This window comes from Rhodanobacter sp. FW021-MT20 (assembly GCF_041107475.1).
Classification (GTDB): domain Bacteria; phylum Pseudomonadota; class Gammaproteobacteria; order Xanthomonadales; family Rhodanobacteraceae; genus Rhodanobacter_A; species Rhodanobacter_A glycinis.
Map to the genome: position 1 here is coordinate 81,855 of NZ_JBGBPX010000007.1, position 25,939 is coordinate 107,793.

General features: G+C 63.6%; 19 protein-coding genes and 2 pseudogenes. 8 read left to right on the forward strand and 13 right to left on the reverse strand.

Going from position 1 to position 25,939, the window contains the following annotated elements; translation table 11 throughout:
- Positions 1-1,785 (forward strand): Eco57I restriction-modification methylase domain-containing protein, encoded by a 1,785-nt coding sequence (locus tag AB7849_RS09710; RefSeq protein WP_369501014.1) that lies wholly within the window; start codon positions 1-3, stop codon positions 1,783-1,785.
- The gene (locus tag AB7849_RS09715) at positions 1,782-2,570 is read left to right on the forward strand and encodes a PaeR7I family type II restriction endonuclease (RefSeq protein ID WP_081491832.1); all 789 of its coding nucleotides are present in this window, start codon (positions 1,782-1,784) and stop codon (positions 2,568-2,570) included. Before AB7849_RS09710 ends, AB7849_RS09715 begins: the two co-directional genes overlap by 4 nt.
- 8 nt (positions 2,571-2,578) lie before the next feature.
- Here AB7849_RS09715 and AB7849_RS09720 read toward each other — a convergent pair whose 3' ends face one another.
- The 4 genes and pseudogenes from AB7849_RS09720 to AB7849_RS09735 all read right to left on the reverse strand — a co-directional run bounded on the left by AB7849_RS09720 (position 2,579) and on the right by AB7849_RS09735 (position 6,384).
- Positions 2,579-3,676: a hypothetical protein gene (locus AB7849_RS09720; protein ID WP_157618184.1), complete on the reverse strand. Its 1,098-nt coding sequence runs from the start codon at positions 3,674-3,676 to the stop codon at positions 2,579-2,581.
- Between the two features lie 205 nt (positions 3,677-3,881).
- Positions 3,882-5,165, reverse strand: a complete 1,284-nt coding sequence (locus AB7849_RS09725; protein ID WP_008214571.1) for a type II toxin-antitoxin system HipA family toxin — start codon at positions 5,163-5,165, stop codon at positions 3,882-3,884.
- Positions 5,162-5,419, reverse strand: coding sequence for a helix-turn-helix transcriptional regulator (locus AB7849_RS09730; RefSeq protein WP_008214569.1), 258 nt, complete (start codon positions 5,417-5,419; stop codon positions 5,162-5,164). Before AB7849_RS09730 ends, AB7849_RS09725 begins: the two co-directional genes overlap by 4 nt.
- Positions 5,420-5,528: 109 nt before the next feature.
- Positions 5,529-6,384: pseudogene (locus AB7849_RS09735) on the reverse strand (LysR family transcriptional regulator).
- A 110-nt stretch (positions 6,385-6,494) separates the two neighbouring features.
- On the opposite strand from AB7849_RS09735, the gene AB7849_RS09740 reads away from it, so the two are divergent.
- On the forward strand, positions 6,495-7,370 hold the full coding sequence (locus AB7849_RS09740; RefSeq protein WP_008214562.1) for an aldo/keto reductase family oxidoreductase: 876 nt from the start codon (positions 6,495-6,497) through the stop codon (positions 7,368-7,370).
- A 402-nt stretch (positions 7,371-7,772) separates the two neighbouring features.
- Entirely contained in the window at positions 7,773-9,236 is a 1,464-nt protein-coding gene (locus AB7849_RS09745; RefSeq protein ID WP_008212864.1) for a DHA2 family efflux MFS transporter permease subunit, read from the forward strand.
- Between the two features lie 71 nt (positions 9,237-9,307).
- On the opposite strand, the gene AB7849_RS09750 is transcribed toward AB7849_RS09745, so the two are convergent.
- Complete coding sequence (locus AB7849_RS09750) at positions 9,308-9,571, reverse strand: DksA/TraR family C4-type zinc finger protein (protein ID WP_008212863.1); 264 nt, start codon at positions 9,569-9,571, stop codon at positions 9,308-9,310.
- 217 nt (positions 9,572-9,788) lie between these two features.
- On the opposite strand from AB7849_RS09750, the gene AB7849_RS09755 reads away from it, so the two are divergent.
- The 3 genes from AB7849_RS09755 to AB7849_RS09765 all read left to right on the forward strand — a co-directional run bounded on the left by AB7849_RS09755 (position 9,789) and on the right by AB7849_RS09765 (position 12,541).
- The gene (locus AB7849_RS09755) at positions 9,789-10,490 is read left to right on the forward strand and encodes a pirin family protein (RefSeq protein ID WP_008212862.1); all 702 of its coding nucleotides are present in this window, start codon (positions 9,789-9,791) and stop codon (positions 10,488-10,490) included.
- 275 nt (positions 10,491-10,765) lie between these two features.
- Positions 10,766-11,773, forward strand: a complete 1,008-nt coding sequence (locus AB7849_RS09760) for an NAD(P)H-quinone oxidoreductase (RefSeq protein WP_008212860.1) — start codon at positions 10,766-10,768, stop codon at positions 11,771-11,773.
- 114 nt (positions 11,774-11,887) lie between these two features.
- Positions 11,888-12,541, forward strand: a complete 654-nt coding sequence (locus tag AB7849_RS09765; RefSeq protein ID WP_008212858.1) for a thiopurine S-methyltransferase — start codon at positions 11,888-11,890, stop codon at positions 12,539-12,541.
- A gap of 94 nt (positions 12,542-12,635) precedes the next feature.
- Here the strand turns inward: AB7849_RS09765 and AB7849_RS09770 are convergent, their stop codons facing one another.
- The 5 genes and pseudogenes from AB7849_RS09770 to AB7849_RS09785 form a co-directional block, all read right to left on the reverse strand.
- Positions 12,636-15,071 (reverse strand): GH92 family glycosyl hydrolase, encoded by a 2,436-nt coding sequence (locus AB7849_RS09770; protein ID WP_008212857.1) that lies wholly within the window; start codon positions 15,069-15,071, stop codon positions 12,636-12,638.
- 58 nt (positions 15,072-15,129) lie between these two features.
- The gene (locus AB7849_RS09775; RefSeq protein ID WP_037100451.1) at positions 15,130-16,584 is read right to left on the reverse strand and encodes a glycoside hydrolase family 125 protein; all 1,455 of its coding nucleotides are present in this window, start codon (positions 16,582-16,584) and stop codon (positions 15,130-15,132) included.
- Between the two features lie 28 nt (positions 16,585-16,612).
- Complete coding sequence (locus tag AB7849_RS19535) at positions 16,613-18,073, reverse strand: glycoside hydrolase family 3 C-terminal domain-containing protein (protein ID WP_439822715.1); 1,461 nt, start codon at positions 18,071-18,073, stop codon at positions 16,613-16,615.
- Positions 18,074-18,301: 228 nt separating this feature from the next.
- A pseudogene (locus AB7849_RS19540) lies at positions 18,302-19,219 on the reverse strand (glycoside hydrolase family 3 protein); the annotation flags it as partial.
- Positions 19,216-21,816, reverse strand: a complete 2,601-nt coding sequence (locus AB7849_RS09785) for a beta-mannosidase (RefSeq protein ID WP_439822716.1) — start codon at positions 21,814-21,816, stop codon at positions 19,216-19,218. The pseudogene AB7849_RS19540 and the gene AB7849_RS09785, both read right to left, overlap by 4 nt.
- A gap of 416 nt (positions 21,817-22,232) precedes the next feature.
- Here AB7849_RS09785 and AB7849_RS09790 point away from each other — a divergent pair, with 416 nt between their 5' ends.
- Entirely contained in the window at positions 22,233-23,153 is a 921-nt protein-coding gene (locus AB7849_RS09790) for an MBL fold metallo-hydrolase (protein WP_008212853.1), read from the forward strand.
- A 13-nt stretch (positions 23,154-23,166) separates the two neighbouring features.
- Here the strand turns inward: AB7849_RS09790 and bla are convergent, their stop codons facing one another.
- The 3 genes from bla to AB7849_RS09805 all read right to left on the reverse strand — a co-directional run bounded on the left by bla (position 23,167) and on the right by AB7849_RS09805 (position 25,896).
- A complete protein-coding gene (bla, locus tag AB7849_RS09795; protein WP_008212851.1) occupies positions 23,167-24,000 on the reverse strand; it encodes a subclass B3 metallo-beta-lactamase in 834 nt (277 codons plus the stop codon).
- A 250-nt stretch (positions 24,001-24,250) separates the two neighbouring features.
- On the reverse strand, positions 24,251-24,610 hold the full coding sequence (locus AB7849_RS09800) for a tRNA-binding protein (RefSeq protein WP_369501016.1): 360 nt from the start codon (positions 24,608-24,610) through the stop codon (positions 24,251-24,253).
- On the reverse strand, positions 24,607-25,896 hold the full coding sequence (locus tag AB7849_RS09805; RefSeq protein WP_008212846.1) for an NAD(P)/FAD-dependent oxidoreductase: 1,290 nt from the start codon (positions 25,894-25,896) through the stop codon (positions 24,607-24,609). Before AB7849_RS09805 ends, AB7849_RS09800 begins: the two co-directional genes overlap by 4 nt.
- Between the last annotated feature and the right edge of the window lie 43 nt (positions 25,897-25,939).

Here is a 25,939-nt window from a genome sequence, read left to right on the forward strand (position 1 = left end):
GTGCACCTCACCATTGCTCTCATGAATCTTTTGTTTGACCTCTTTGATCACACCGAAAGGGCACCTGAAATCGAGGCCGCCATTTCACGCATGGCCGTGCATGATGAGACAGGACGAGGTGCCGTGTTCACCCGTACTGAAGTCGTTGACGCCATCCTCGATCTCTGCGGTTACAGTTACGACCGCCCCTTGCATCGGATGCACTTGCTGGAACCATCCTTCGGGGCAGGCGATTTCCTGCTGTGTGCGGTGCAGCGCTTGTGGACGGCGTTTCTCAACGATGGTGGCCATCCAGAAAAAGCGCTTGAGACATTGCACAACGCAATCACCGGGGTGGAGCTGCATACGGCGACGTTCGACAGGACGGCAGAAAAGCTGCGTATTCAACTCGTCGGATATGGCATGTCCGTGGACGAGGCCGACGCGCTCTGCAAATCATGGCTAATTCGTGACGATTTCCTGTTGACGCGAATCGAGGGTAGCTTCGACTTCGTCGTTGGCAACCCGCCTTACGTTCGTCAGGAGCGGATTCCGACGGCTCTTCTGAGCGAGTATCGCCGACGCTTCCGCACGCTATACGATCGCGCAGACCTTTACGTGCCGTTTTTTGAACGGGCGCTGGACCTGCTGACTGACGGTGGCACCCTTGGTTACATCTGTGCCAATCGCTGGCTGAAAAACCGCTATGGGGGGCCGCTCCGCGAAAAGATCACGAATGACTACTGGCTGAAATATTTCATCGACATGGAAGGTGCCGATGCATTTCACTCGGACGTAATCGCCTACCCAGCCATTACTGTGCTGCAACGCGTGGCGGCACATGAATCCGCAGTCAGCAATCTGACCCTCGCCGCCAGAGTCGAGGCGGTGGCAGCACAATCATTGCCAGAACTTGTCGCTGAACTACTTGCTGGTACTACTGAGGGGTCTGTTGCGATAGCGAAATTCAAACTCGGCGCCGCTGGATCGGCGCCACTTTTGCTCGATGACATCCCTCGTCTGGCATTGCTGCGCCGGATCGAGCGCGAGTTTCCGACACTCGAACAAACTGGCTGCAAAGTCGGCATTGGTGTGGCCACCGGTTGTGATCGGGTATTCATCGGCGCACTGGACGCACTGCCAGTGGAATCTAACCGCAAGCTTCCTCTGGTGATGGCGCGTGATCTCGTTGATGGCACCATTTGCTGGGGTGGCAAAGGGGTGCTGAACCCATTCGAGCCATCAGGACAACTCGTTTCGCTGGATGCCTTTCCACAGTTCAAGCATTATTTGGATGTACACCGAGACAGCGTGTCCAATCGCCATATCGCCCAGCGCAATCCGGATAGTTGGTATCGCACCATCGACCGTATCCAACCCGGCCTGCTTGAAACACCCAAATTGCTGGTGCCTGACATCAAGGGCGAAGGTGTCTTCGTCATCGACGATGGAAAGTACTACCCACACCACAACCTCTACTTCATCACTTCTGAAGAGTGGGACCTGCGAGCATTGCAGACTGTGCTCCGTTCATCCCTGACACTGATGACCGTAGCGACTTACTGCACCCGCATGGCAGGGGGCTTCCTGCGATTCCAAGCGCAGTACCTGCGTCGTATACGCATTCCCCACTGGCGCAACGTCAACGGGTTGATGCGCGAACGGCTGATCGCCGTATCCTCGACAAGGCTTCAGGATGAAATAGACATGCCGGTATTTGAACTGTACGAGTTGGATGTCGCGGAGGCGCGACGTACGCGCGAGATTGCCGACACTGCACGGGTCGGAAAGGGACTGGCCCGATGACCATCAGCCTGCTGCCACCCTCGTTTGATCAGCTCACCCAACAAGCAGTCCATGCGTTCTGGCACACCCGCAATGGCAACGCCGCCAACTCCGACTTGGGAGACGGTCGAAGCGCCGTAATCGGCGGCAAGAACATGGATGGCTTCATTGAAATTGTCCGTGCCGTCGTGAAGCACTGTGGCCTGCCCGAAGATACAGTGCATGTGCGCAAGTCGAAGGTGGTTCTTCCCGGTTTTTTCCGTGCTACCAAGAACTGGGATGTGCTGGTTGTCCAAAAAAAACGGCTTCTAGGCGTCTTCGAGTTCAAGTCGCAGGTAGGCTCGTTCGGAAACAACTTCAACAATCGCAGTGAGGAAGTAATCGGGTCGGCTGCCGATCTTTGGGTTGCCCATCATCATGGCGCCTACGGCGGTATCCCAAGAAGCCGTCAACAGGTGAAGGAACATTCGCCGGCGCTGCTGAATCCGGTGATCCAGTCAGACCCGCGGCCTCCCTTTCTGGCGTGGCTCATGCTCCTCGAAGAATGCGACGCATCCATGCGATCTGTCCGTTGTGACGAACCACACTTTCCAGTATTCGAGGAATTTCGGGATGCCTCATATGCCCGCCGATACCAAATACTTTGCGAACGACTGGTAGAGCGTCAGTTGTACAGTGCAGCAGCCTTGGAATTGACACCCACGAGAACTGCCAGCCACCGGGCCCTATCTCCCGCGACAAGCATTCGAAACATGTTCTCGGAGTTTGCGGGTCGCATTCTTGCTGCTGTGCAAGCGGCTCCCTGAAATCAGACTTACTTGAACACGCCCTTGATTCGCTTCCATAGCGAACGCTTGGCCGGCTTGGTTTCTGGCGGAGGCGGCACGTAACCAGGCTGCAGTGCCTGGCAATCGGCGTAGAACGCGCGGGTCTGCGGTGCTACCACGCTGGGGTCCAGCCAGAAACCGAGGCGCACGGGACTGCCCATCACTTCGATCCGCGCGGCCAGCAAGGGCGCGCGCAGCACGGTATCCAGCTCCGTGAAGGGCAGCTCGCGGGTGAAAACCAGCGCATCGCCATCCGCTTTCGGCCGCGCGCCCTGGCGCATGCCCAGCGCCTGTTTGCCGACTTCGAAATAGGCGTACATGGTGCGTGGAGCGAGGCGTTCGGCGGACGAGTCACTCTGCACGTAACGGGCCGTCAACGAGAACTTGCCGGATGCGCATTGCAGCACCATCAGGCTGCGATTGCCGCGCACCTCCTGGGTCAAGGTCAGCACCGGTACGCCGGGGGCTTTCCGGTACGACGCGGTGGGCGGCAGGCGGCCGTTATTGGCCACCAGCCACGGCGCCATTTTTTCGGTGTTCCACCAGGCGATGCCGTTCATCACCAGCTGGCTGACCTGCGCGAAGTACACCGGACGCACGCCCATCGACGCCATGTAGTCGCGCAACTGTTGCGGCGGGGGTGTGCCGGGCGCCGTGGTGGTGCGATCCGGCAACAGGTTTTCGTGCAGGCCGATGCGATCGGCACCGCTGGGCGACCAGCGGTACACGCCGCCGAGATACGCGTAGGCGCAGGCATCCAGGCAGGTAGCCGGGAGCGCGGATGATCCGCTCGCGCGCCAACTCCCGCTGCGCCAGGCGCCCAGATGGGTGTTGAAGCGGGCATTCCGGAACAGCTTGCCCAACGCCATGCCCGAGGCGACATCGCCATGGGACGAATCCAGATAGACATCCGTCCCCGGCGACAAGCGCCCGGACTGCAACAGTTGTTGCACCTGCGCCACGGCAGCGGCATTGATCGTGCCCGCAAGATAAAGCTGCGGCGCCTTGGCCATGCGCAGCGTCATGCGGTCGCTGCGCAGGTGGACGGTGAGCGGGCCAGCGAAACCCGGGGACGTTTTCGCCATGGCAGGGATCGCCAGCATGCAGCCGGCCGCGGCCAACAGCCGTTGCAGGCGCCGATTTACGAACAAGTGGGGCAAGGTCGTGCGCCTTGTGGGGGCAAAGAGATGAAGTGTCGCGCAATCGCACCGTGCGCTGCATGAATGCGTGGTGGCCGCATCTCTGCGTGCAAAGGAAAGGCCATGCGATGCGGGGCCTTCAGCCAGGAGATCAGTTGTTCACTGAGACCAGCGTGGCGCGCAAGCGTTCGGTGTTCTGCTGGATGACCTGAAGCACGTTCGCGATACGCGAGACATCGGCGCCCTGTTCCATCAACTCCTGGCCTACGGACTCGCTGTGCTGCTGTGCCAGGCCCGCCAGTTTGATAACCCGCGCCAGTACAAAGCGCGGCGCGTAGCCAGTGGCTTGAGCGAACAGGCGCCAGTCATCGTGACTGATGGCATCAATGCGTTCGGCGTGGCCGATGCGCAGCGCCGGCGCACGTTCCACCAGTTGTTCGGAGATAGCCAGCGTCGGAACCAGATCGTAGAACGGGGCAAGCTGGCGACGGCCATCCGGGCCGCACAACAGCGCGAGGTTCTTCGCGTGGGCATCGGCATTGCCGATCACCGCGTTGAAGACCACCCAGTCGAGCAAGCCTTGCAAGGCAACCGGACCGAGCCGCAATTCCTGCCGAATGAGCTGTGCGCAACGCGCCAGACTTGGGCCGCCATGGCTTTCGTATTTCATCTCGCCCGGATAACCCAACGCCTGACAGAAATCTTCCTGATGCAAACGTGCGCGATGGCCGTGTGCATCGTTTTGCCGGTCGTAACGCTCGACCAATAACGCCTTGTGGCCCGCCAGCATAAGGATCGACGACGACGCAACACGCAAGCCACAGGCCCGCGCCAGTGCCAGACCAAAGGCTTCCAGATCACGCAGGCCGCGAATACGCAGGCTCTCAGGCTTGAGGATATGCGTGGTGATTTCACCGATCTCGGGTAGCCGTATCGAGCCATCGGCCTCCTGCACCACGGCGATCTTGTCTTGTGCGCCGGCCAGTGACAGACGCTGCGGCGCGCCGATAAGCGCCAGCGATGCCTCGCCCACGTCATTTCCCACGGCAGCAAGCAGTGTTTCCAGATCTTTCGCCGACTCCGATGCGGCCGGTGCTGCGGCACCCGGTACGGTAACGCTGACCGCACCAGCGCACTCACCGCCAATGGCTGCAAGCAGCTCGAAATCGTCCCATACCTGGATACGCAATCGCGCCGCAACGGCTTCGCGTACCGCCCCCTCGGGCAACAGATTGCCGAACCAGTTGCGCACGACTGCACCAATGAACGGCTCGGCCTGCAATGGCAGGCTGACCGACAATGGCACCGGTGCATCGCCGTCCAGATAATCCGGCGCATAGGCAAAACGCCAGTCTTCGGGCGCGCGAACTTCACCGACCATCGCCAATTCACCGACATGGCGACCGAACAGGCGCACATGCAACCGCGTGGTCACGGCTCGTCACCTGCATGGGTTTCGCAAACCAGGACCTGCAAGCCCAGCACCGCCAAGACTGCCAGCACCTTGTTCATGGCAACGCTAGGCTTGCCGCGCTCAAGTTCGCTGATAAAGCGCAGCCCGGTTCCCGAGAGGCCCGCCAACTGGGATTGGGTCAGGCCATGCCGGCGCCGGGCTTCGCGAATGGCGTGTGCAATAGGCGCCATGTCCCGCGACATCGATTTTCCCGACCGGGATAAAACCGTGCTCATGACGGTATTCCTACCGAATATTCCCGACCGGGAACATAGCGCTGCCAAAGCCAGAAATCAACGCATATTTTCCCTATCGGGATAATTCGACCTCCGCTGTAAATCGCCCTCACTGCGAGCGGATGAAATCAACAAAGGCCCGCAGTGGCGACGGAAGATGCCGACGGCCCGGGTAATAGAGGAACGGGCCCGAGAACGTCTGCCACCACGGTTCCAGCACAGGCTCCAGCGCACCGCTGTCGAAATGCGGACGCAACCATTCTTCGAACAGATGGATGATGCCGAGGCCATCCATGGCAGCTGCAATGGCTAGATCCACCGCCGCGCCAATACGCACCAATAACGGTCCGCTGGGGTCGACTCGTAGCACCTTACCATCGCGCTCGAATTCCCAAGTGGGAATGGATCCACTGGGAAACTGCCCTCGCAGGCACGCGTGGTCAAGCAAGTCGCGGGGATGTTCCGGTCGGCCTCGCACATCGAGATAGGCCGGTGCGGCAGCGGTAGCCATGCGTTGGAAGCGCGGGCCGATGGGCACGGCGATCATGTCCTGCTCCAGCCGCTCGTCATAGCGAATGCCGGCATCGCAGCCCGACGCCAGCATGTCCACGAAACTGTCTTCCACGATCACTTCCAGCCGGATGTCGGGATAGGCTTTGAGGAACGGCGTGACGATGGCAGGAAGCACGAGCCGGTCGATCGCGGAAACCGTTGACCACATCCAGCGATGCCTCCACCTCACCGAGCGCAGGCACCAGCCGCTCGACCAGGCGCGTGCCGGCCTCGGTCGGCATCACGCTGCGGGTGCTGCGGTTGAGCAAGCGCACACCCAGACGCGTTTCCAGGCGTCGCACGGCTTCGCTCAGGCTCGACGCAGAACGGCCACTCTTGCGCGCCGCTTCGCGAAAACCGCCCGCCTGCACCACGGCGAGGAAGGCGAAAAGCTCCTGGAGGTCGATTGCCATTGTGCGAAATTCCGTACAACCCGTGCTGATTTGAGCGGATTATCGTGCAGGCGGTCAACGCCTATAGTGATGCTGTACTTGCGCTCCTTCCCCACCTCACTGGAACCACCATGACTGACATCAGCAAATCCGGAAGCTATTCCCTGGGCGATCGCCGGGTGACCCGCATGGGCTACGGCGCGATGCAGCTCGCCGGGCCCGGCGTGTTCGGGCCGCCGAAAGATCATGCCACCGCGCTGGCCGTGCTGCGTGAGGCCGTGGCCTCGGGCGTGAACCACATCGACACCAGCGACTTCTACGGTCCCCACGTAACCAACCAGCTGATCCGCGAGGCCCTGCATCCGTATGCGGACGAGCTGGTGATCGTGACCAAGGTGGGCGCCACGCGCGGTGCCGATGCGTCGTGGAATGCGGCACAGAGTCCGGCCGAACTGACGAAGGCGGTACACGACAATCTGCGCAACCTCGGCGTCGACGTGCTCGACGTGGTGAACCTGCGCATCATGGGAAACATCCACGAACCCAGCGAGGAATCGATCGAGGAACGCTTCACGGTATTGGCCAAGCTTCAGCAGCAGGGCCTGATCCGGCAGCTTGGCCTGAGCAACGTCACGCCAACCCAGGTGGCCGAAGCGCAGCGCATCGCCAAAGTGGCCTGCGTGCAGAACCACTACAACCTCGCGCACCGCGACGACGACGCGTTGATCGACACGCTGGGCCAGCAAGGCATCGCCTACGTGCCGTTCTTCCCGCTGGGCGGGTTCACGCCGTTGCAGTCCGGCACTTTGTCGGCCGTGGCCGAAAAGCTGGGCGTGACGCCGATGCAGGTGGCGCTGGCCTGGCTGCTGGCACGCGCGCCGAACATCGTGCTGATCCCGGGCACGTCGTCACTGGGGCATCTGCGGGAAAACCTTGCCGCGGCCGAGCTGGTGCTTGCGGACGAGGTGCTGGCCGAGCTGGACGGGATTGGCAGCGAGGGCGAATAAGGAATTGGCACTGGAAACGGCATTCGCCACGCTTTGGCTTGTCATACCGGAGCAGGCTGTCCACGTGCCTCGAAGGGCGAGCTGAACGCCCCCTCCCCTGCGCGCAGGGGAGGGTTGGGGAGGGGTGCTTTTGGCTTGGGGATAAAAGCGTCACCCCCTCCCAACCTCCCCCTGCGGGCAGGGGGAGGAGCCAATCCAGCGCCATCCATCTGAACGGCAGCCAGACGCCCTGCTGAAACATGCCCTCTTCGCCTTTGGTCGTACTTGTCGCGGACATGACAACGGTGGACAATTCGTTATGTTGCAGCGCACCACCCCGATGCGTTGTGGCATTCGCACGTTTCCGTATGCCGACCACCCCAGTCGGTGACGGCTCTCTGCGGCTGTTTCCAGGAACCTTTCGTGAGTCTGCACACCGAGGAAAAGGCGAACGCCACGGCTCTCCCCACGCCGGCGTTTCCCGATTACCGCGTGATTTCCCTGATCGTGGCCTGCGCCATCTTCATGGAGCAGATGGACGCGACCGTGCTGGCCACGGCGCTGCCCACGATGGCCCGCGATTTCCACGTGCGCGCCCCGGCCATGAGCATCGCCATGACCAGCTACCTGCTGGCGCTGGCCGTGCTCATTCCGATCAGCGGCAAGGTGGCCGATCGCTTCGGCACCAAGCGCGTGTTCAGCGGGTCGATCATCGTGTTCGTGCTGGGCTCGATCCTGTGCTCGCTGACCCACAGCCTGCCGTTGATGGTGGCCGCGCGCCTGCTGCAAGGTGCAGGCGGCGCGATGATGGCGCCGATCGGGCGGCTGGTGTTGCTCAGCGCGGTGGAGCGCAAGCATTTCGTCTCGGCGATGTCGTGGACCCTGGTGCCGGCCTTCCTCGGGCCATTGATCGGTCCGCCGCTGGGCGGCTTCATCGTGCAGTATCTCGACTGGCGCTGGATCTTCTACATCAACGTGCCGATCGGCATGCTCGGCTTCTGGCTGGTGCGCCGGTTCATTCCGTACATCCCCAGCGCCGCGCGTCCGTCGCGTTTCGACCTGGGCGGATTCGCGCTGTGCAGCGTGGGCCTGGGCTGCCTGCTGTTCGGTTTCGAGGAAGTGGGCCAGAGCGCCAACCTGCCGCATGCGCTGAGCCTGATGACGGTCGGAGCGGCGGCCTGCATGGGTTACCTGTGGCATGCCCGGCGACGCAGCGATCCGTTGATCGATCTTTCGCTGCTGCGCATCGATTCGTTCCGGCTGTCGGTGATTTCCGGCGCGCTGATGCGCATCACCCAGGGCGCGCAACCGTTCCTGCTGCCATTGATGTTCCAGATCGGCTTCGGCATGTCGGCCGTGCGCAGCGGCCAGCTGATCCTGGCGACATCGCTGGGCGCGCTGCTCATCCGCAGCGCCACGCCGGCCCTGCTCAAGCGCACCGGTTTTCGTCGCGGCATGGTGATCAACGGCGTGCTGTCCAGCATGAGTTATGCCGTGTGTGCGTTCTTCCAGCCGGACTGGCCGTTCGCGCTGATGTTCGTGCTGCTGATGGTGTGCGGTGCGTCGATGTCGTTCCAGTTCGGCGCCTACAACACGGTGGCCTACGAGGCGGTGCCGGCCGAGCGCATGAGCGCAGCCAACAGCTTCTACACCACGCTGCAGCAGCTGATGCTGTCGGTCGGTGTGTGCAGCGGGGCGATGATCCTCAAGCTGAGCATGGCGACCGAACACCACAGCCAGCTCGGCCAGCGCGACTTTGCCATCGCCTTCCTGGTGGTCACCCTGATCTCGCTGTGCGCCACGCGCTGGCACCTCAAGTTCGCCCACGATGCCGGTAGCGAGATGAGCGGGCATCGCGGACGCCGTACCGCACGCGGGTCGGCCTGAAAGCCTGATGCCTCACTGATGCAGGAGCCATGACTTGGCTCTTGGCTGAACCGAGCAAGCCCGAAAGCGCTTCAGCGCAGCTGGCTGTCCTTGCTGCCGCGACGGTTGTAGAGGCCGGCACTGCGTTCGGCATCCTGCGCCTGCTGGCAGGCCACGCACAGGCGCACGCCGGGCACCGCCTTGCGGCGGGCTTCGGGAATCGGGGCGTCGCATTCCTCGCAATGGGCCAGCCCGGGCCCTTGGCGCAGCTGTTGCCGCGCACGCTGCACCGCATCGCTGACGGTGGCGTCGATCTGGTCCTGTACGGCGCCGTCGCCGGCCCAACCGGTAGCCATGGGAACCTCCGCAAAACGCTGAATGGCCGATCTCTGAATATGCGGCTCCGCGGAGGGAATTTCCAGCTTCGCGCCCGTCACCGTTCAGTCCCGTGATGACGGGCGACGTAGCCGCCGGGAATGGCGCGATTCGCGCAACAATCCGTTCGTCCCGTGTCCGTTCCCTCGCACGACACCGAGCCTCATGCTGTGGCGAAGCATCCACGGAGGTTTTCCCATGATTGATCGTCGCCCCTTTGACCGCCTCGGCGGAGCCGACCACGGCTGGCTCAACGCCAAGCATCATTTCTCGTTTGCCGGCTACCACGATCCCGCGCGCATGGGCTGGGGTGCATTGCGCGTGTGGAACGACGACACCATCGCGCCGCACACTGGCTTCCCGCCGCACCCGCATGCGGACATGGAAATCATCACCTATGTGCGCGAAGGCGCCATCAGCCACAAGGACAGCCTGGGCAACGTCGGTCGCACGGTCGCCGGCGATGTGCAGGTGATGAGCGCGGGCAGTGGCATCACCCACGCCGAATACAACGACGAAGCGGAAGCCACGCGCATCTTCCAGATCTGGATCATCCCCGACAGCGCAGGCCAGCCGCCGTCATGGGGAACGCGACCGTTCCCGAAGGGCGAGCGTTCCGGCCGCTTCGTGGTACTGGCCAGCGGATTCAAACAAGACGCCGACGCCCTGCCCCTGCGCACCGATGCGCGCGTGCTCGGCGCCACGTTGAAAGCCGGCGAAACGGTCGAATATGCGATGGCGGAAGGTCGCTACGGCTATCTGGTACCTGCCAGCGGGGTGGTGGAAGTCAACGGTGTGCGGATCGATGCACGCGACGGCGCCGCGATTCGCAACGAGCCCGTGTTGCGCGTGACCGCGCTGGAAGATGCCGAACTGGTGCTGGTGGATACGGCAGCATGACCTAACCCCACCCCTGCGTGCAGGGAAGGGAGAGTGAACGCTGCGATACCGTCGCCCCTCCTCCTGCAAGCAGGGGGAGGCTGGGAGGGGGTGAGCTTTGCGGCGAACTGGTTTTACCCCACCCCAACCCTCCCCTGCGCGCAGGGAAGGAGAATGAACGCCCGCACATCAAACGAAGCGTTCGACACATCGGCATGATGTCGGGCTTGATACGGTCGCCGCTGCCACCAGACTGATCTGAATCACCGAGCCGACCAGGAATCCCCATGCCCACCATGCAAGCCATCGAGATCACCCGCTTCGGCACACCTGACGTGCTTCAACCCGTGCAGCGACCCAGACCGCAACCGGGACCGGGCGAGGTGTTGATCAAGGTCGCAGCCTCCGGGGTCAATCGGCCGGATGTCTTCCAGCGACGCGGGCATTACGCGCCGCCGCCGGGTGCGTCCGACCTGCCGGGATTGGAAGTGGCGGGCACGCTGGTCGAAGGCGATTTCGCTGCGGCCAACCCGTTCGGCCTGAAACCCGGCGATGCCGTGTGCGCCTTGCTCGCCGGCGGCGGTTACGCGGAATACGCGGTTGCGCCGTTGGTGCAATGCCTGCCAGTGCCGAAGGGTTTCTCGATGATCGAGGCCGCGGCGTTGCCGGAAAACTTTTTCACCGTGTGGAGCAACGTATTCGTGCGTGGCCAGCTTGGCCATGGCGAAGGCGGTTCGCACGAAAGCCTGCTGGTGCAGGGCGGCTCCAGCGGCATCGGCGCCACCGCGATCCAGTTGGCCCATGCACTGGGCCATCGCGTGTTCGCCACCGCCGGCAATGCGGAGAAATGCGCCGCTTGCGAGCAGCTGGGCGCGGAGCTGGCGATCAATTACCGCGAGCAGGACTTCGTCGAGGTGGTGAAACAGGCCACCGATCGCCGTGGCGTGGATGTGATCCTGGACATGGTCGCCGGCGATTACATCCCGCGCGAAATCGATGCCCTCGCCGAAGGCGGGCGGCTGGTATTCATCGCCACGCTGGGCGGCGCCAAGGGCGAGATCGATGCCGGCACGATCATGCGGCGCCGGCTCACCCTCACCGGCTCCACGCTGCGTGCACGCCCGGTGGCCTTCAAGGCTGAACTCGCCCGGCAACTGCATGCGCAGGTCTGGCCACTGCTGGAGACCGGCAAGGTGCGCCCGGTCATCCATGCCGTGCTGCCTGCGGGCGAGGCCGCACAGGCCCATGCCTTGATGGAAAGCAGCGAGCATATCGGCAAGATCATGCTTGCTTGGGAAGCCTGACGCAGGCTTCGGCGAAGGGCTGAATGAAGCCCGTCTCCCCTCAACACAAACACACGCGTTTGCCGGACGCATTGATAAGGTGGCCGACAATTTCCCCACGCCTCGGAGTAACCCATGCAAACGGAATTCTGGCTGCAACGCTGGCGCGAAGGCCAAACCGGCTTTCATCGCGACCAGCCGATGCCACTGCTGGTGAGACATTGGCCGACCCTGGCACTGCCGCCGGACAGCCGCGTGCTGGTGCCACTGTGCGGCAAGACATTGGACATGCCGTGGCTGGCGGCGCAAGGCCACCACGTGCTGGGTGTGGAGTTGTCGCCGTTGGCGATCGAGCAGTTCTTCGCCGAACAACGACTGACGCCGGAACGACACGAGTCGCTACTGGGCGTGCATCATGTGGCCGGTCGCATCGAGATCATCCAGGGCGACGTGTTTGCGCTGGATGACGCCACCCTCGCCAGTTGCCATGCGGTGTATGACCGCGCCGCCGTGATCGCCCTGCCCCCGCCCTTGCGCGAACGCTATGCACGTGAGGTTTACGGCCGACTACCCAGGGGCTGTCGCGGCCTGATGATCACCCTGGACTACCCGCAACAGGAAATGGACGGGCCGCCGTTTTCTGTCGATGCCGGCAACGTCGACGCACTGTTTGGTCACAGTTGGAACGTGGGCCTGATCGAACGACGCGACATTCTCGTCTCGCAGCCGAAGTTCGTTGAGGCTGGCGTGAGCTCGCTGCATACCAGTGTTTATCGGTTGCAGAGGTAAGCGCATCTTGCAGGAGCGCACCCTGTGCGCGAAAGGCTTTTGGCGATAACCAGCCAAGAGCTTTTCGCGCACAGGCTGCGCTCCTACGGGGGATTCACGCGGTAGCGGCGGCACCGAACGATGGCGGACGGTCCGCCGGTGCGGCGCCGAACTTCTTGTTCGGCGTGGCGCCCATGGTGAAGGCCAGCGTGCCGCCTTGCGCCAGCTCGGCATGGCTGATCCAGCTCTTCGTCCAGGGCTTGCCGTTCCAGGTGATCGACTGAATGTAAGGCTTGTCCGGACCGTTGCCATGCGCCACCACCGCCAGCGTGCGGCCGCGACCCAGATCAACCTCGGCGCTGTCGAGCAAGGGGCTGCCGAATACGTAGTGCGCGCTGACTGGATCGACGGCGTACAGGCCCAGCGCGCTGATCACGTACCACGCACTCATCTGCCCGCAGTCCTCGTTGCCGGCCAGGCCGTCGGGAGCGGCGCGGTACATGGTGTCCAGCAACATGCGCACGCGCGACTGCGTCTTGTAGTGCGCGCCGGTGTAGGCGTAGAGGTAAGCCACGTGATGGCTGGGCTCGTTGCCGTGGGCGTACTGGCCGACCATGCCGGCGATGTCCGGTGGCGCATCCGGCGGCAACTCGGAGCTGGTGGTGAACAAGGTGTCCAGCTTCTTCTCGAACGCCGCTTCGCTGCCGAACAACTTCATGTAGTCGTACAGGTCGTGCTGGTTGAGGAAGGTGGCTTCCCAGGCATTGGATTCGGTGAAATCGCGCCACTTGCTGGAGTGGCCCATGCCGCGTGGATCGAACGGTTCCAGCCATTTCCCGTTCTCGCCGCGCGGACGCGTGAAGGTCATCTTGCGATCGAACACGTTGCGATAATTCTGCGAACGCTTGCGCAGCACCTTGGCGTCGTCGTGCGCACCGACGGCCTCGGCCAGGTGCGCCATGGCCCAGTCGTCGTAGGCATATTCCAGGGTCTTGCTGACCGCCTCGTCCACCTTGTCGCTGGGGATGTAACCGAGCTTGCGGTAATACGGCAGGCCGCGGTAATCCTCATCCATCGCCAGCTTGCGATACACCGGCCACGCCTTGGCGTAGTCGATGCCCTTGAAGCCCTTGGCGTGTGCTTCGGCCAGCACCACCACCGAGTGGTAGCCGATCATGCAGTAGGTTTCCACGCCTTGCAGCGGCCACACCGGCGGACCGGCCGGGCTTTCCAGTGACATGCGCACCAGGCCGTTGACCAGGTCCGGTACGCGCTCGCTCTGGTACAGGGTGAGCAGCGGATGCTGCGCGCGATAGGTGTCCCACAGCGAGTAGGTGCTGTAGTTGTGCTCGCCTTCGGCCAACTGGTGCACCTTCAGGTCCATGCCGCGATAGCGCCCATCCACATCGCTGAACAAGGTGGGCGCGAGCATGGTGTGGTACAGCGCGCTGTAGAAGGTGCTGCGCACCGTTGCGGAGGAGGTATCGAAGCGGATGCGGCCCAGCTCGCGTTCCCACGCATCGGCGGCGGCACGCTGCACGCGCTCGAAGTTCCAGTCGGGGATTTCGGCGTCGACGTTGCGCATGGCGCCGTCGATGTCCACTGCCGAAATGCCGACCTTGGCCAGCAACGGCGCGTCACCTGCATCGCTGAAATGCAGCGCGGCCTTGAGGTTGGTTCCGGCGGCCTGTCCGCCGGATACCTGCGCATCGTTCGAGAAGAGCTCGGCCTTGGTAAACGGACGCGACAGCTTCATCGCGAAGTGGATGTAGCGACCGTTCGCCCACTGATGCACGCGGCGACTGCCGACCAGGGTGTCGTTGCCGACCAGCTTGAGCGTGGCATCGGTGACCTTGCACGGCACCTTCGCGTTGTCATGGAAGCCGTGCGCAAAATCCACCAGCAGATGGCCGGAACCTTTCTTGCCGAAAGTGTAGCGATGCAAACCCGCGCGCAAGGTGGCGGTGAGCTCGGCGAGGATGTCGTGGTCGGTCAGGCGCACGCGGTAATAACCCGGCTGCGCCTGCTCGCTGGCACGATCGTAGCGCGAGCGATAACCGGGACCGGGAATACCGACGAGATCGGGCGGCAATCGTTCAGCGGCTACCGCGGCACTGTCGTAACGCGAGCGATAGTTCTTGTCCGGCAGGCCACGTGCGCCCGGCTGCAGCAACACCGGCCCCTGTGCCGGCATCACCAGCACGTCGAGCATGTCGCTGGCACCGGTGCCGCTGAGATGGGTATGCGAGAAACCCATGATCGAGCCGTCGTTCTGGTGGTAGCCCGAGCAGGCATCCCAACCGGCATCGTTGGTATCCGGGCTGAGCTGCACCATGCCGAACGGCATCGTGGCGCCCGGATAGGTATGGCCATGACCGCCAGTGCCGACGAACACGTCGACGTAGCGCGATACGCCCTGGGTCGCAGGTATCGCCGACGATGACGTGCCGCGCATGCCGGCCACGGCCGCGGCCAGGGCGCGTTGCTGGCCAACGCCGCCGATCAGTGTGAGGGCTGCCGCGCCTTGCAGGAATTGTCTGCGGGTCACCATGCTGAGTTCTCCTGTTCCTGGATGGGTTGTTGTATCGGGGGAAGAAACCGTGGTGCGCTCAGGCGCGCCGCAGCAGATCGGGGTGGCGTCCAGCCAGGTCGACGATGAGTTCGCCTAACAGCGAGTTGGCCCAGGCAAACCAGGGCCGGGTGAAATGGGTCGGATCGTCCTGATCGAAAGCTTCATGCATGAAACCGGTACCGGCATGCGTGGTCTTGAGCCAGTGCAGGCACTGGCGGATTTCGCCGGCGTCATTGCTGGTCAGTGCACGCACCATGATCGACATGGGCCAGATCATGCGCAGCCCCTCGTGCGGGCCACCGATGCCCTGCGCTGCGGTGCCGCTGAAGAAGTACGGGTTGCGCGTGCTCCAGGCCTGCGAGCGAGTGCGCTGGTAACGCGCATCGTCGCGCTTGCAGAAGCCCAGGTAGGCCATCGCGGACAGGCTGGGAATGTTCGCGTCATCCATGAACAGCTGGTTGCCGTAGCCATCCACCTCGTAAGCCCATACGTCGGTGCCGTCCGCATCGCGGATCAACGCATGCTGCTGCAGCGCCGTTTCCACTTCGCTGGCCAGCGCTTCGCAATCGGCGGCGAAAGCGTGGTCGCCATGCAGCGCGTGCGACATCTGCGCGAGCTGACGCAGCGAAACCACCGCGAATGCATTCGCCGGCACAAACAGCGGATAGATGCAGGCATCGTCGGAGGGGCGGAACATCGAGAAAATCAGACCGACCGGTCGTGCCGGGTTGCCGTAACCACCCAGCGGCACGGTATCCGTGGGGATCGCCGAGCTGCGCTGGAAATGGTACGGGCCGTGTCCGTGCTTGCGCTGTTGCTCGCGGAAGGTGGCCAACACCTTGTGCATCGACGCACGCCAGTCGTCGTCGAACGGGGTGCGATCGCCGGTGGCCTGCCAGTAGCCGTGCATCATCCGGATCGGCCAGCACAGCGAATCGATTTCCCATTTGCGCTCGGCCACGCCGGGCTTCATGTCGGTGAGATCGTGCTGTGCCCAGTCCAGCGTGGTCTTGCCGTGCGGATCGGGCAGGAAGGCATTGGCGTAGGGATCGATCGAAATGCACAGCGCCTGACGCCGGATCAGTCCCTGGAACAAGCGGCGCAGCGATTTGTCCTTTGCCGCCAGCGGCAGGTAAGGCCATACCTGCGCCGAGGAATCGCGCAGCCACATTGCATCGATGTCACCGGTGACCACGAACGTGTCCGGCTTGCCGTGCAGCGTGTCCAGATGCACGGTGGTGTCCAGTGTGTTCGGGTAGCAATTGCCGAACAGCCACGCCAGCTCGGGATCGCCGATCTTCGACTGGATGCGCGCAATCTCCTGCTCCACCGCCGCGCTGGTGAACTTGCGCTTGGCCGGCGGCGGTCGGTGGCTGATCAGCGCTCCCGATGCCGACGACACTGCAGCCGCCATGCCTCGCGTGGTGAGCGCAAAGGCGCTGGTGGCGGCAGTGCTGCCGATCAGTTTGAGCATGTCTCGACGTGTAAGCATGGCAGGACTCGTGGGAGGATTTTCGTGGTCACGGCGCCAGCGCCTCGCGACCGTCGATGGAAAAATGTGCCGCGACGCCAGCGGCATGCCCGGGTTGACCCGCGCCAATGAAAACGCGGTACTGACCGGGCTCGACTGCCCTCGCACCAGCCGCATCGACGCTACTCAACTGCCGCGGCGCCAACGTGAAACGCACCAGGCGCTGCTCGCCCGCGGCAAGGTGGATACGACGAAAACCGACCAGTGCATGACGTGGTGCCAGCGGCGATGGCGGAGTGTCCAGATAGACCTGCACCACTTCGTCGCCGGCACGCTGACCGGCATTGCGCACTTCGGCGCTGACTTGCAGGGTGCCGCCCGCTTTCAGCGTCGCTGCCGACAACGTCGGCGCCGCATACGTGAACCGCGTATAGCTCAGCCCGTAGCCGAACGGGTACAACGGCCTGCCATCGAAATAGCGATAAGTGCGCCCCTGCATGGCGTAACTGACATACGGCGGCAAGTCGCGGGTCGACCGGTAGAAGGTCACCGGCAGGCGGCCGCCCGGGTTGTAGTCGCCCGCCAGCACCTGCGCGATGGCAGTGCCACCGGCCTGCCCCGGATACCACGCTGCGAGGATGGCATCGGCATGTTGCTGCGCCCAGTCCAACGCCACGGCACTGCCTGACAGCAACACCACGATCAACGGCTTGCCGGAAGCCCTGGCGCGTTCCAGCAGTGCGCGCTGCGGTGCCGGCAAACCGATATCGGTGCGATCGCCGCCATCGAAACCCGGCACGTCGATGCGCAATTGCTCGCCTTCGACATCCGGCGACAGACCGATGAAGGCGACCACGGCATCGGCGTCGTGTAGTACGCGTTCCGCGGCCGCCAATTGCGCGGCCGGTGGCGCCTGCCACTGCAGGCGCACGCCTTGGTCCTGACCGCTGTGCACCAGTTCCAGGCGCAGGGTGTGGGGATGGCTGTCGGCAAAATGCAGTTGGACCTTGAGATCGCTTGCGTCGCTGTGATCGGCGATCACCGGCTTGCCATCCACGTACAGGCGCACGGGATCGTGGCCGCTGCAGTCGAAGCAGCGATCGACATGCACGGCCAGCACGTAATCACCTGGTCCTGGCGGGATCAACTGTCCAGTCCAGCGCACGGCATAGTGATTGGCATGAAGGCCTGCTGCTGGAGCGACGCGATCCCAATCGAAATCGATCACGCGATCGGTACGTGTGAGCTTCGGCGTGCCGCTGAAATCGAGGTTGCCGTAGTACGCCCCGGTCAGACCCACCGCGCCGCCATCTGTGCGCAATGCGGTCTCGGGTACCGGTATCGACACGCCGAGCGCGATCGGCGCGCCTTGCGCATAGGCCACATGGTCGGCCCCAAAACGTGCGCGCAACCCCTGCAACGGTGTCACCGGATGGCGCGCGGTACCGTGGTAATTCGCCTCCAGTGTTTCCAGTGCATCCGCGTCCGGACCGATCACCGCCAGACGCATGCCGGCATGCAATGGCAAGGTGCTGTGCGCATTCTTCAGCAGCACCAGCGACTCCAACGCCGCCTGCAAGGCCAGCTTGCGATGCGCCGGACTGTCGATCTGATCCGCACCGATGCGGGCATACGGATCATTGCCGCGGCTGCCGAGTTCACCGAGGCGATAACGGGCGGTGAACAAGCGCACCAGCGAGGCATCCAGCGCGGACTCGGCGATGTCGCCCTGGCGCACCGCCTGCGCCAGGCTGGCATAGGTGTGGCCGCAGTCGAGATCGGTGCCCGCTTGCACGGCAGCCACCGAGGCCTGCACGTCATCCGGTTTGAAATAATGGTACGAGGCGATGTCGCCAACGGCATCGCAGTCGGACACGACATAGCCGGCAAAGCCCCAGTCCTTGCGCAGGCGCGTGTCCAGCAACCCCGCATTGGCGCAGGCCGGCGTGCCATGCAAGGCGTTGTACGCGCACATCACCGAACCGGCATGGCCATCGACGACCGCAGTGCGGAACGCCGGCAGGTAGGTGTCTTCCAGATCATGCGGAGAGACATCGACGTCGAAGCTGTCGCGCCCGGCTTCCGGTCCGCTGTGTGCGACGAAATGCTTGGGCGTGGCGATGGCGCGCGGATGCTGCGGATCATCGCCCTGGATGCCGCGCACGAAGGCCACGGCGAGCTGGCCAGTCAGGTACGGATCTTCGCCATAGGTTTCCTGCCCACGGCCCCAGCGCGGATCACGGAAAATGTTGATGTTCGGCGACCACAAGGTCAGCCCCTGGAACAGACCGTGGGCACGGCCGCTGCCCGATGCGTTGAACTTGGCCCGTGCCTCGGTCGAGATCACCGTACCCACTGCATGCAGCAGCGAGGTGTCCCAGCTTGCGGCCAGTCCGATCGCCTGCGGAAACACGGTGGCGTAACCGTTGCGGGCGATGCCGTGCAAGCCTTCGCTCCACCAGTCGTAGGCCGGCACACCCAGGCGCGGGATCGCCGGCGCGTCGTTCTGCATCTGCGCCACTTTCTCCGGCAGCGTCATCTTCGCCACCAGTGCCACCGCACGTGAATGCGCGTCCGGCGTCCGTGCATCGACACACCCCGCCACCAGCGCGAAACCAAACGCGCAAGTCATGGCGAGGGCGCCGACCGGCATCATGGCCGCGTATCTACCGTGGCCCCGGCGAGGCTGCGCACATGCAAGGCATGGCGCAACGCGGCTGGATCGGCATCGCTGTGGACCTGCAAAGTGACCTTCTGCCCGGGCAGCAGGGTGAATGCATTGTCGGAAAGCCGCGCATCCAGCTTGCCGAAATCGACCCACACTTCGCGCGCAAGGTTCCTGGCGCTGACCGTAAGCTGATGGCCGTCCGACGAAAGCGTTGCGTGCAGGCCAGGATCGGGCAGGTCCAATGCCTTGGCCACGTCGAAGTACAGCACGTGACGACTCAGCAACTTGCCGTGATCGAGCAGATCGAACACCGCCATGCTGCGATGCGAATCGGCGCCATGCAGCAGCTGCGCATCGGCCAGGTCGGCGACCCGCGTGCTGGCTAGCGCGGCGACGTGCACATCCTGCACGTGCTGCTGCAGCAGTTTGCCGTGCATGTCCAATACGCGCGTGCGCAATTGCGCATCGAACGGCGTGGTGCGATCGGACACCAGCGACACCTGCGTGCGGCCATTCTGGCGGATCGGCACCACCCGCAGCGGCGCGTAGAAGCGCTTCGCGTGGTACTGCAACGCCTTCCAGCGACCGTCGTAGTCGATGCTGGCCCAGGTGATGCCGGGCCACACGTCGTTGAGCTGCCAATACAGCGAGCCCATGGTCTGCGGACGCGAGGCGCGCAGGTGCTCGGCGGCCAGCTCGATGCCCTCGGCCTGCATCACCTGGCTGAGATAGACCAGCGCAGCGAAATTCTTCGGCTTGCCGTACTCGCGCTCGACGTACATCAGCAGGCGCTGGTTGCCCTTGCCCTTGTCGAACTTCTGGTGCGCGCGCAACACGGGCGAATCGAGGGAGAGATCGGCCGGCTTGAGCACGCTACGCAATGTCGCCAGCGCGGGGAACGACTGCAGGCCGTATTCGGACTGGAAGCGCGGTGTCACACCCAGATAGGCGGTGGCCGGCAGCGCGTCACCCGACCACACGTTCCAGTAATGGTAGTCGCCGTTGTCCAGCACGTTGGCCTTGGTGTCGTAGTCGCTGCTGGGGGTGCTCGGCCAATACGGCACGTCGGGTGATTGCGATGCGACCACGTCGCGCAAGGTGTGGTCGAACAACTCACGCATGCCTTGCTCGACGCGCTGGCTTTCGGCCTTGCCCTGCGCTTTCTTGAAATCCAGGCTTGTGCCCCAGGACTCCCACGCGGTTTCGACCTCGTTGTTGCCGACCCAAACGACGATGGACGGATGGTCGCGCAACCGATCCACCTGCTGGATCGCCTCGATCCGGGTGTTGTCGCGGAAAGCCTCGTCGTAAGGCGGGATCGCACCGCCGAACATGAAGTCCTGCCAGATCATCAGGCCCAGCTTGTCGGCCTCGGCATAGAACGCATCATCGAAGTAATAACCACCGCCCCAGACGCGCAGCATGTTCATGTTGGCATCGCGCGCGGACTGCAGCATCGCGTCGATGCGGGCTGGCGTGACGCGATTCGGGAACATGTCCTGCGGAATCACGTTCGCGCCCTTGGCGAAGATCGGCACACCGTTCACCACGAACTCAAAGCTCTTGCCCCACTGATCCTTTTGCCGACGCAGCTCCACGCTGCGCAAGCCGGTTTCGCGATCCGCGCTGGCCAGCGTCTTGCCGCCGCGGGCGATATCCACGTGGAAGTCGTACAGGTTGGGTGCGCCGTAGCCGACCGGCCACCAGCGCTGCGGATGGTCGATGCGCAGCGGCAACGCAACGTGGTTGTCGCCGACCTTCAGCACGACCTCGTGCTGCAACGACTGCGTACTGCCATCCGGCGCGCGCCAGTGCAGCGTCACCTGCACCGGACCGGCTGAGTCGGAGTCGATGTCCAGTTGTGCCTGCAGTTCCGCGACGTCGGCGGTGACGTGCGGTTGCGCCATGTGGAAATCCGCCAGCCGCAGGCTGTCCCAGCCCTGCAGTCGCACGTCATGCCAGATGCCTTCGGTGACGATGCGCGGGCCCCAGTCCCAGCCGTACTGGTAGGCCGCCTTGCGCACGTAGTTGGCGGTCTGCTTGCCCACGGGTTCGTCGCCGAACGCCGAGTCGAACTCGCCGGGCAACGCATACGCCTGCTTGAGCAGCCATGGCTGCAGCCGCTTGATCGGCGAATGCAGGGTGACGGTAAGCGTGTTCGCGCCGGCATGCAGCAGTTTCTTCACCGGCACCCGCCAACGCCGGAACATGTTGTCGGCAGACAGGATCGGATGGCCATTGAGGCTGACGTCGGCAAAGGTATCCAGGCCATCGAACACCAGATCCACGTGGCCTTGCTGCAGCGTCGCGGCATCCACCTGCAACGTGGTCCGGTATTGCCAATCGGCCAGGCCGACCCACTGCACCTTGGCTTCGTTGTCGCGGTAGTACGGCGCCGGGATCAGGCCGGCCGCCAGCAAGTCGGTCTGCACCGCACCCGGCACCTGGGCGGGATGCCAGATGCTGGCACCGGGGTGTTCAACCGCCGCGGTCGACCCGGGCACCAGGCGGAATTGCCAGCCGTGGTCAACGGTTTGCGTCGCGGCCATGGCCGGAAGGGTCAGGCTCGCAGCAAACAACAGCATGGCGCCGAGCAGGGTCAGGTTACGTCCGAAGGCGAAGCGGCCATGGGCGTTGCCACGTTCGGCAAGCGCGGGCGCAGGCTGTCCGACAGTCTGCGTGGACGCGGGCGGCGCAAGGCCGTCGTTGCCGTTTCGGTATCCGTCCACAGTCACACTGCGCTTCATCATCCGATCTCCCCCGCCCCGCCAGACCTGTCCCATGCCGTTCGAGCCCGTCCAGCCGCAGCTCTTCAACGGATAATTTAAATCGATCTAAACGTACTCCACGAAAGATACCGTCGTTTGGGTTTTGTACGCAAGCCGGGCCGACCAGGCGCGCACGGGCTACGGCGGATATTCGACTTATCGCCAATCCTTACTCTCCACTCGGGTTCAGTTGGCCTTGTTATCCTCGTCTTTCACCCATGTGCGAGCAGACCATGTCCCTACCCGACATCATCACCATCGACACCGGTTTCGTGCGCCCGCATTTCGACGCGGCCTATCTGCTGGTGGAAAACGGTCGGGGCGCCTTCGTCGATTGCGGCACCAACCATTCGGTACCGCGCATGCTGGCGGCGCTGGACAAGGCCGGGCTGACGCCAGCCCAGGTCGACTGGCTGATCCTCACCCATGTGCACCTCGACCATGCCGGCGGCGCGGGCGAGCTGATCGCGCAATTGCCGAACGCGAAACTGGTGGTGCATCCGCGTGGCGCGCGGCACATGATCGATCCCTCGAAACTGTGGGCCGGTGCCAGTGCGGTGTATGGCGACGAGGTGATGGAAAAAACCTATGGCCGGCTGAAACCGATTCCCGCCGAACGCGTGATCGAGGCAACCGACGGCTACGAGGTGGACCTGGCCGGACGCACGCTGCGCTGCCTGGACACCCCGGGCCATGCACGCCACCACAACACCGTGCACGACGTGCGCAACAACGTGTGCTTCACCGGCGACGTGTTCGGCCTGTCCTATCGTGATTTCGACACCGCGAACGGCCCGTTCATCCTGCCGACCACCTCACCGGTGCAGTTCGATCCCGAGGCCCTGCACGCCTCGATCCATCGCCTGCTCGCATTGAACCCCGCGGCGATGTACCTGACCCATTACGGCCGCGTGGAAGACGTTGAACGGCTCGCCGCCGACCTGCATACGCAGATCGATGCGATGGTGGCCATCGCGCTGGCGGCCAACAGCAAGCATGATCGGCATGCCGTCCTGCTCGACGATCTGGCCAATTTCTATGCCGGCCGCGCCGCCGCCCACGGCTGGACGAAAGGCCGTGAGGCGCTGGGCGAGCTGATCGGCATGGACATCGAGTTGAACGCGCAAGGGCTGGAGGTATGGCTGGGGCGCTGAGGCGTAACCCGGTTCAGTGCACCGCACGTTCCTTCGCCAGCACTGCATCGAAAGCGCGGCTTGCTGAAGCCGCGAAGCGCTTGCAGGCATCGGCATCGACCAGTGGATCAGGCCGCACGCCACGATCACGCGCAGCCACCTTGGCCATGAAGTCGATGGCGTCAGGATGCGGCGTCAGCAGGATGTCGCACGGCAACGCCGCCACCGTCCGGAACGAATGCCGAAATGACGCCACCACCTGCGGGTGTGCACTGAAACGGTATCCCGGGCGACCGATCGCGGTGAGGCTTCCGACATACGCCATCGCCCGACAACGCGAACCCTCGCACGAGTGCCAGGTGAACGAAACATTCCCCGGTGTGTGGCCCGGCGTGTCATGCACTGCGACGGCCAACGGTCCGACGTGTACGACACCTCCATCACGCACCGTTTCCACATGCGCGACGGCAGGATAGCGCGGCACATCCCCATACAACGGATCGCCAGGATCGTTGCCGCCGGCCTCCAGTTCGCGTGCACCCTCGACGCTGGCAACGACGCGCGCACCGCTGTCCCGCGCCAGTGCGGCGATGGCCCCGGCATGGTCATGGTGGGCATGCGAATTCAGGATCACGCGGATATCGTGCAGATGGAACCCGAGAGCACGGATGTTCGTCTCGATCATCGGTGCATTCCGGGTCAGCGTCCCGTCGATCAGGATATGCCCCTGCGACGAGGTGATCAGGATCGCGCTCAACCCCTCCGAGCCGACGTACCAGGTATTGGCGTAGATGCGGAAGGGTTTCCGCGGCTGGCTCCAGCTGGCGTCCATCGCCATGCTGGCGCCGGCCATCGACAGCAATGCCATCGCGAGAAGAAATCGAGCGGATCGTGCCACAGTGCACTCCACGGAAAGACAGGACCCTCCATGCTGGGCCGCATCACTGCTCGCGGAATGACCTGGCAAGCAAAACCCGTAGCCATCGAATGGCCATTTCATGGCAACACGCCGGGCGGCCACTCAGAGCCTGCCCACGATCTCGTTCATGCCCTCATCTTTCCGATGCGGGAGCCACTCGTAGGCGCCCGTTCAACAGGGAAAGATCGTGAACAGACTCTCAGGCCAGTCGCGTACCGTTCGGCACAGGGCGCTCGATGGCGGTGAGCACCACGCCTTCGTCGGTGGGAAAGCCGGTGAGCAGGAACTGCGAACGGAACGGGCCGATCTGTTTCTCCGGAAAATTGATCACGCCCACGATCTGCCGGCCGACAAGTTCCTCGGCACTGTACAGGGCGACGATCTGCGCACTGGTTTTCCTTTCGCCGTAAGGGCCAAAGTCCGCCCATACCTTCCACGCCGGCTTGCGCGCTTCGGGGAAAGCTTCCGCCTTCACCACGGTACCGGCCACGATCAATACCTTTTCGAAATCGTGCCAGCTGATTTCAGCGAAGTCTGTCTGCGTCATTGTGTGGTTCATCCTTCCAGTCTCGTCTTCAACCAGTCATTGCCTTCCTGCCACCAGTAATTGGCCTGCGCGGCGAGAAAACCCAGCGGTTTGTGCGTGCTGGCCAGGCCGTAATCGGCAAACTGTTTCCAGCCCTCGTCACCCTCGGCAATGGCCGCGGCCAGCAACTCGCCGGCGGCACAGGTGGGCGCCAGGCCATGGCCACCGAAGGCCTGCGCCCACCACAATCCCTGGCCATCGCTGCCGAGTTGCGGCATCTGGTGCCGCGCGTAACTCATCAGGCCGGACCAGGCGTAATCGATCTTTACACCATCCATCTGCGGAAACACGCGCAGCAGATCCCGCCGCAACAAGCGCTGCACGGCATGCGGCGAGCGATTGCGAATGGAGATGCGTCCGCCCCACAACAGCCGCGTATCCGGCAGTGGGCGGTAATAGTCGAAGGCGAAGCGGGTGTCATAGATCGCCGCACGCGTGCGCAGGCAATCCGCCAGACGATCGCCCAGCGGCTCGGTGGCCATCACGTAAGTGGCAATCGGCAGGACCGAGCGGTCGATGGTCCGATTCAAACCGGCCAGATAGCCGCCACAAGCCAGCACCACCTGTTCGGCCTGCAGCTCACCGTGCGGCGTATCGAGGCACCAATGCGCGCCTTCGCGACGCAGGCGCCAGACCTCGCTGTTCTCGTGGATGCGCACGCCCTGCCCGACCGCCGCGGCCGCCAGGCCAATGGCATAGTTGAGCGGATGCAGGTGCAAGGCGTTGCGTTCGTACAGACCGTCGGCATAGCGCTGGCTGCGGATGCGCTCGCGCAGTTCATCCTGCCCCAGCCATTCCCAGTGCGTGTCGTAGTGCTCGGCCAGCAATTGCTGGCGTCGGCGCAACACGGCCGGATCACGGAACCAGTTGGCCCAGATCACGCCTTCGTCCACTGCATCGCACGCAATGGCATGGGTGGCGATGCGTTCGCGGATGCGCTGCACTGCTGCCGTGGTCAATCCGAACAAGGCCCGCGCACGGGCCTCGCCCAGTTGATCAAGCAGGGCCTGTTCGCCCAGCGAATAACCGGCGAAGACGAAGCCACCATTGCGACCCGAGGCACCGAAACCGACCTGTTCGCGCTCCAGCAACACCACGTCGCGCACGCCACGCTCCGCCAGACCCAATGCGGTATTGAGACCGGCATAACCACCACCGATGACGACCACGCGCGCTTCATGCCGCCCTTGCAGGGGCGCATGCGGTGCGTACGGCGTGGCCGTGGCGCGATAGTACGAAGGAACCGGTGGCTGCTTCATGGGTGAGGTGAATGGACCGGGCGACAGTCGAGCATAGCGCGAT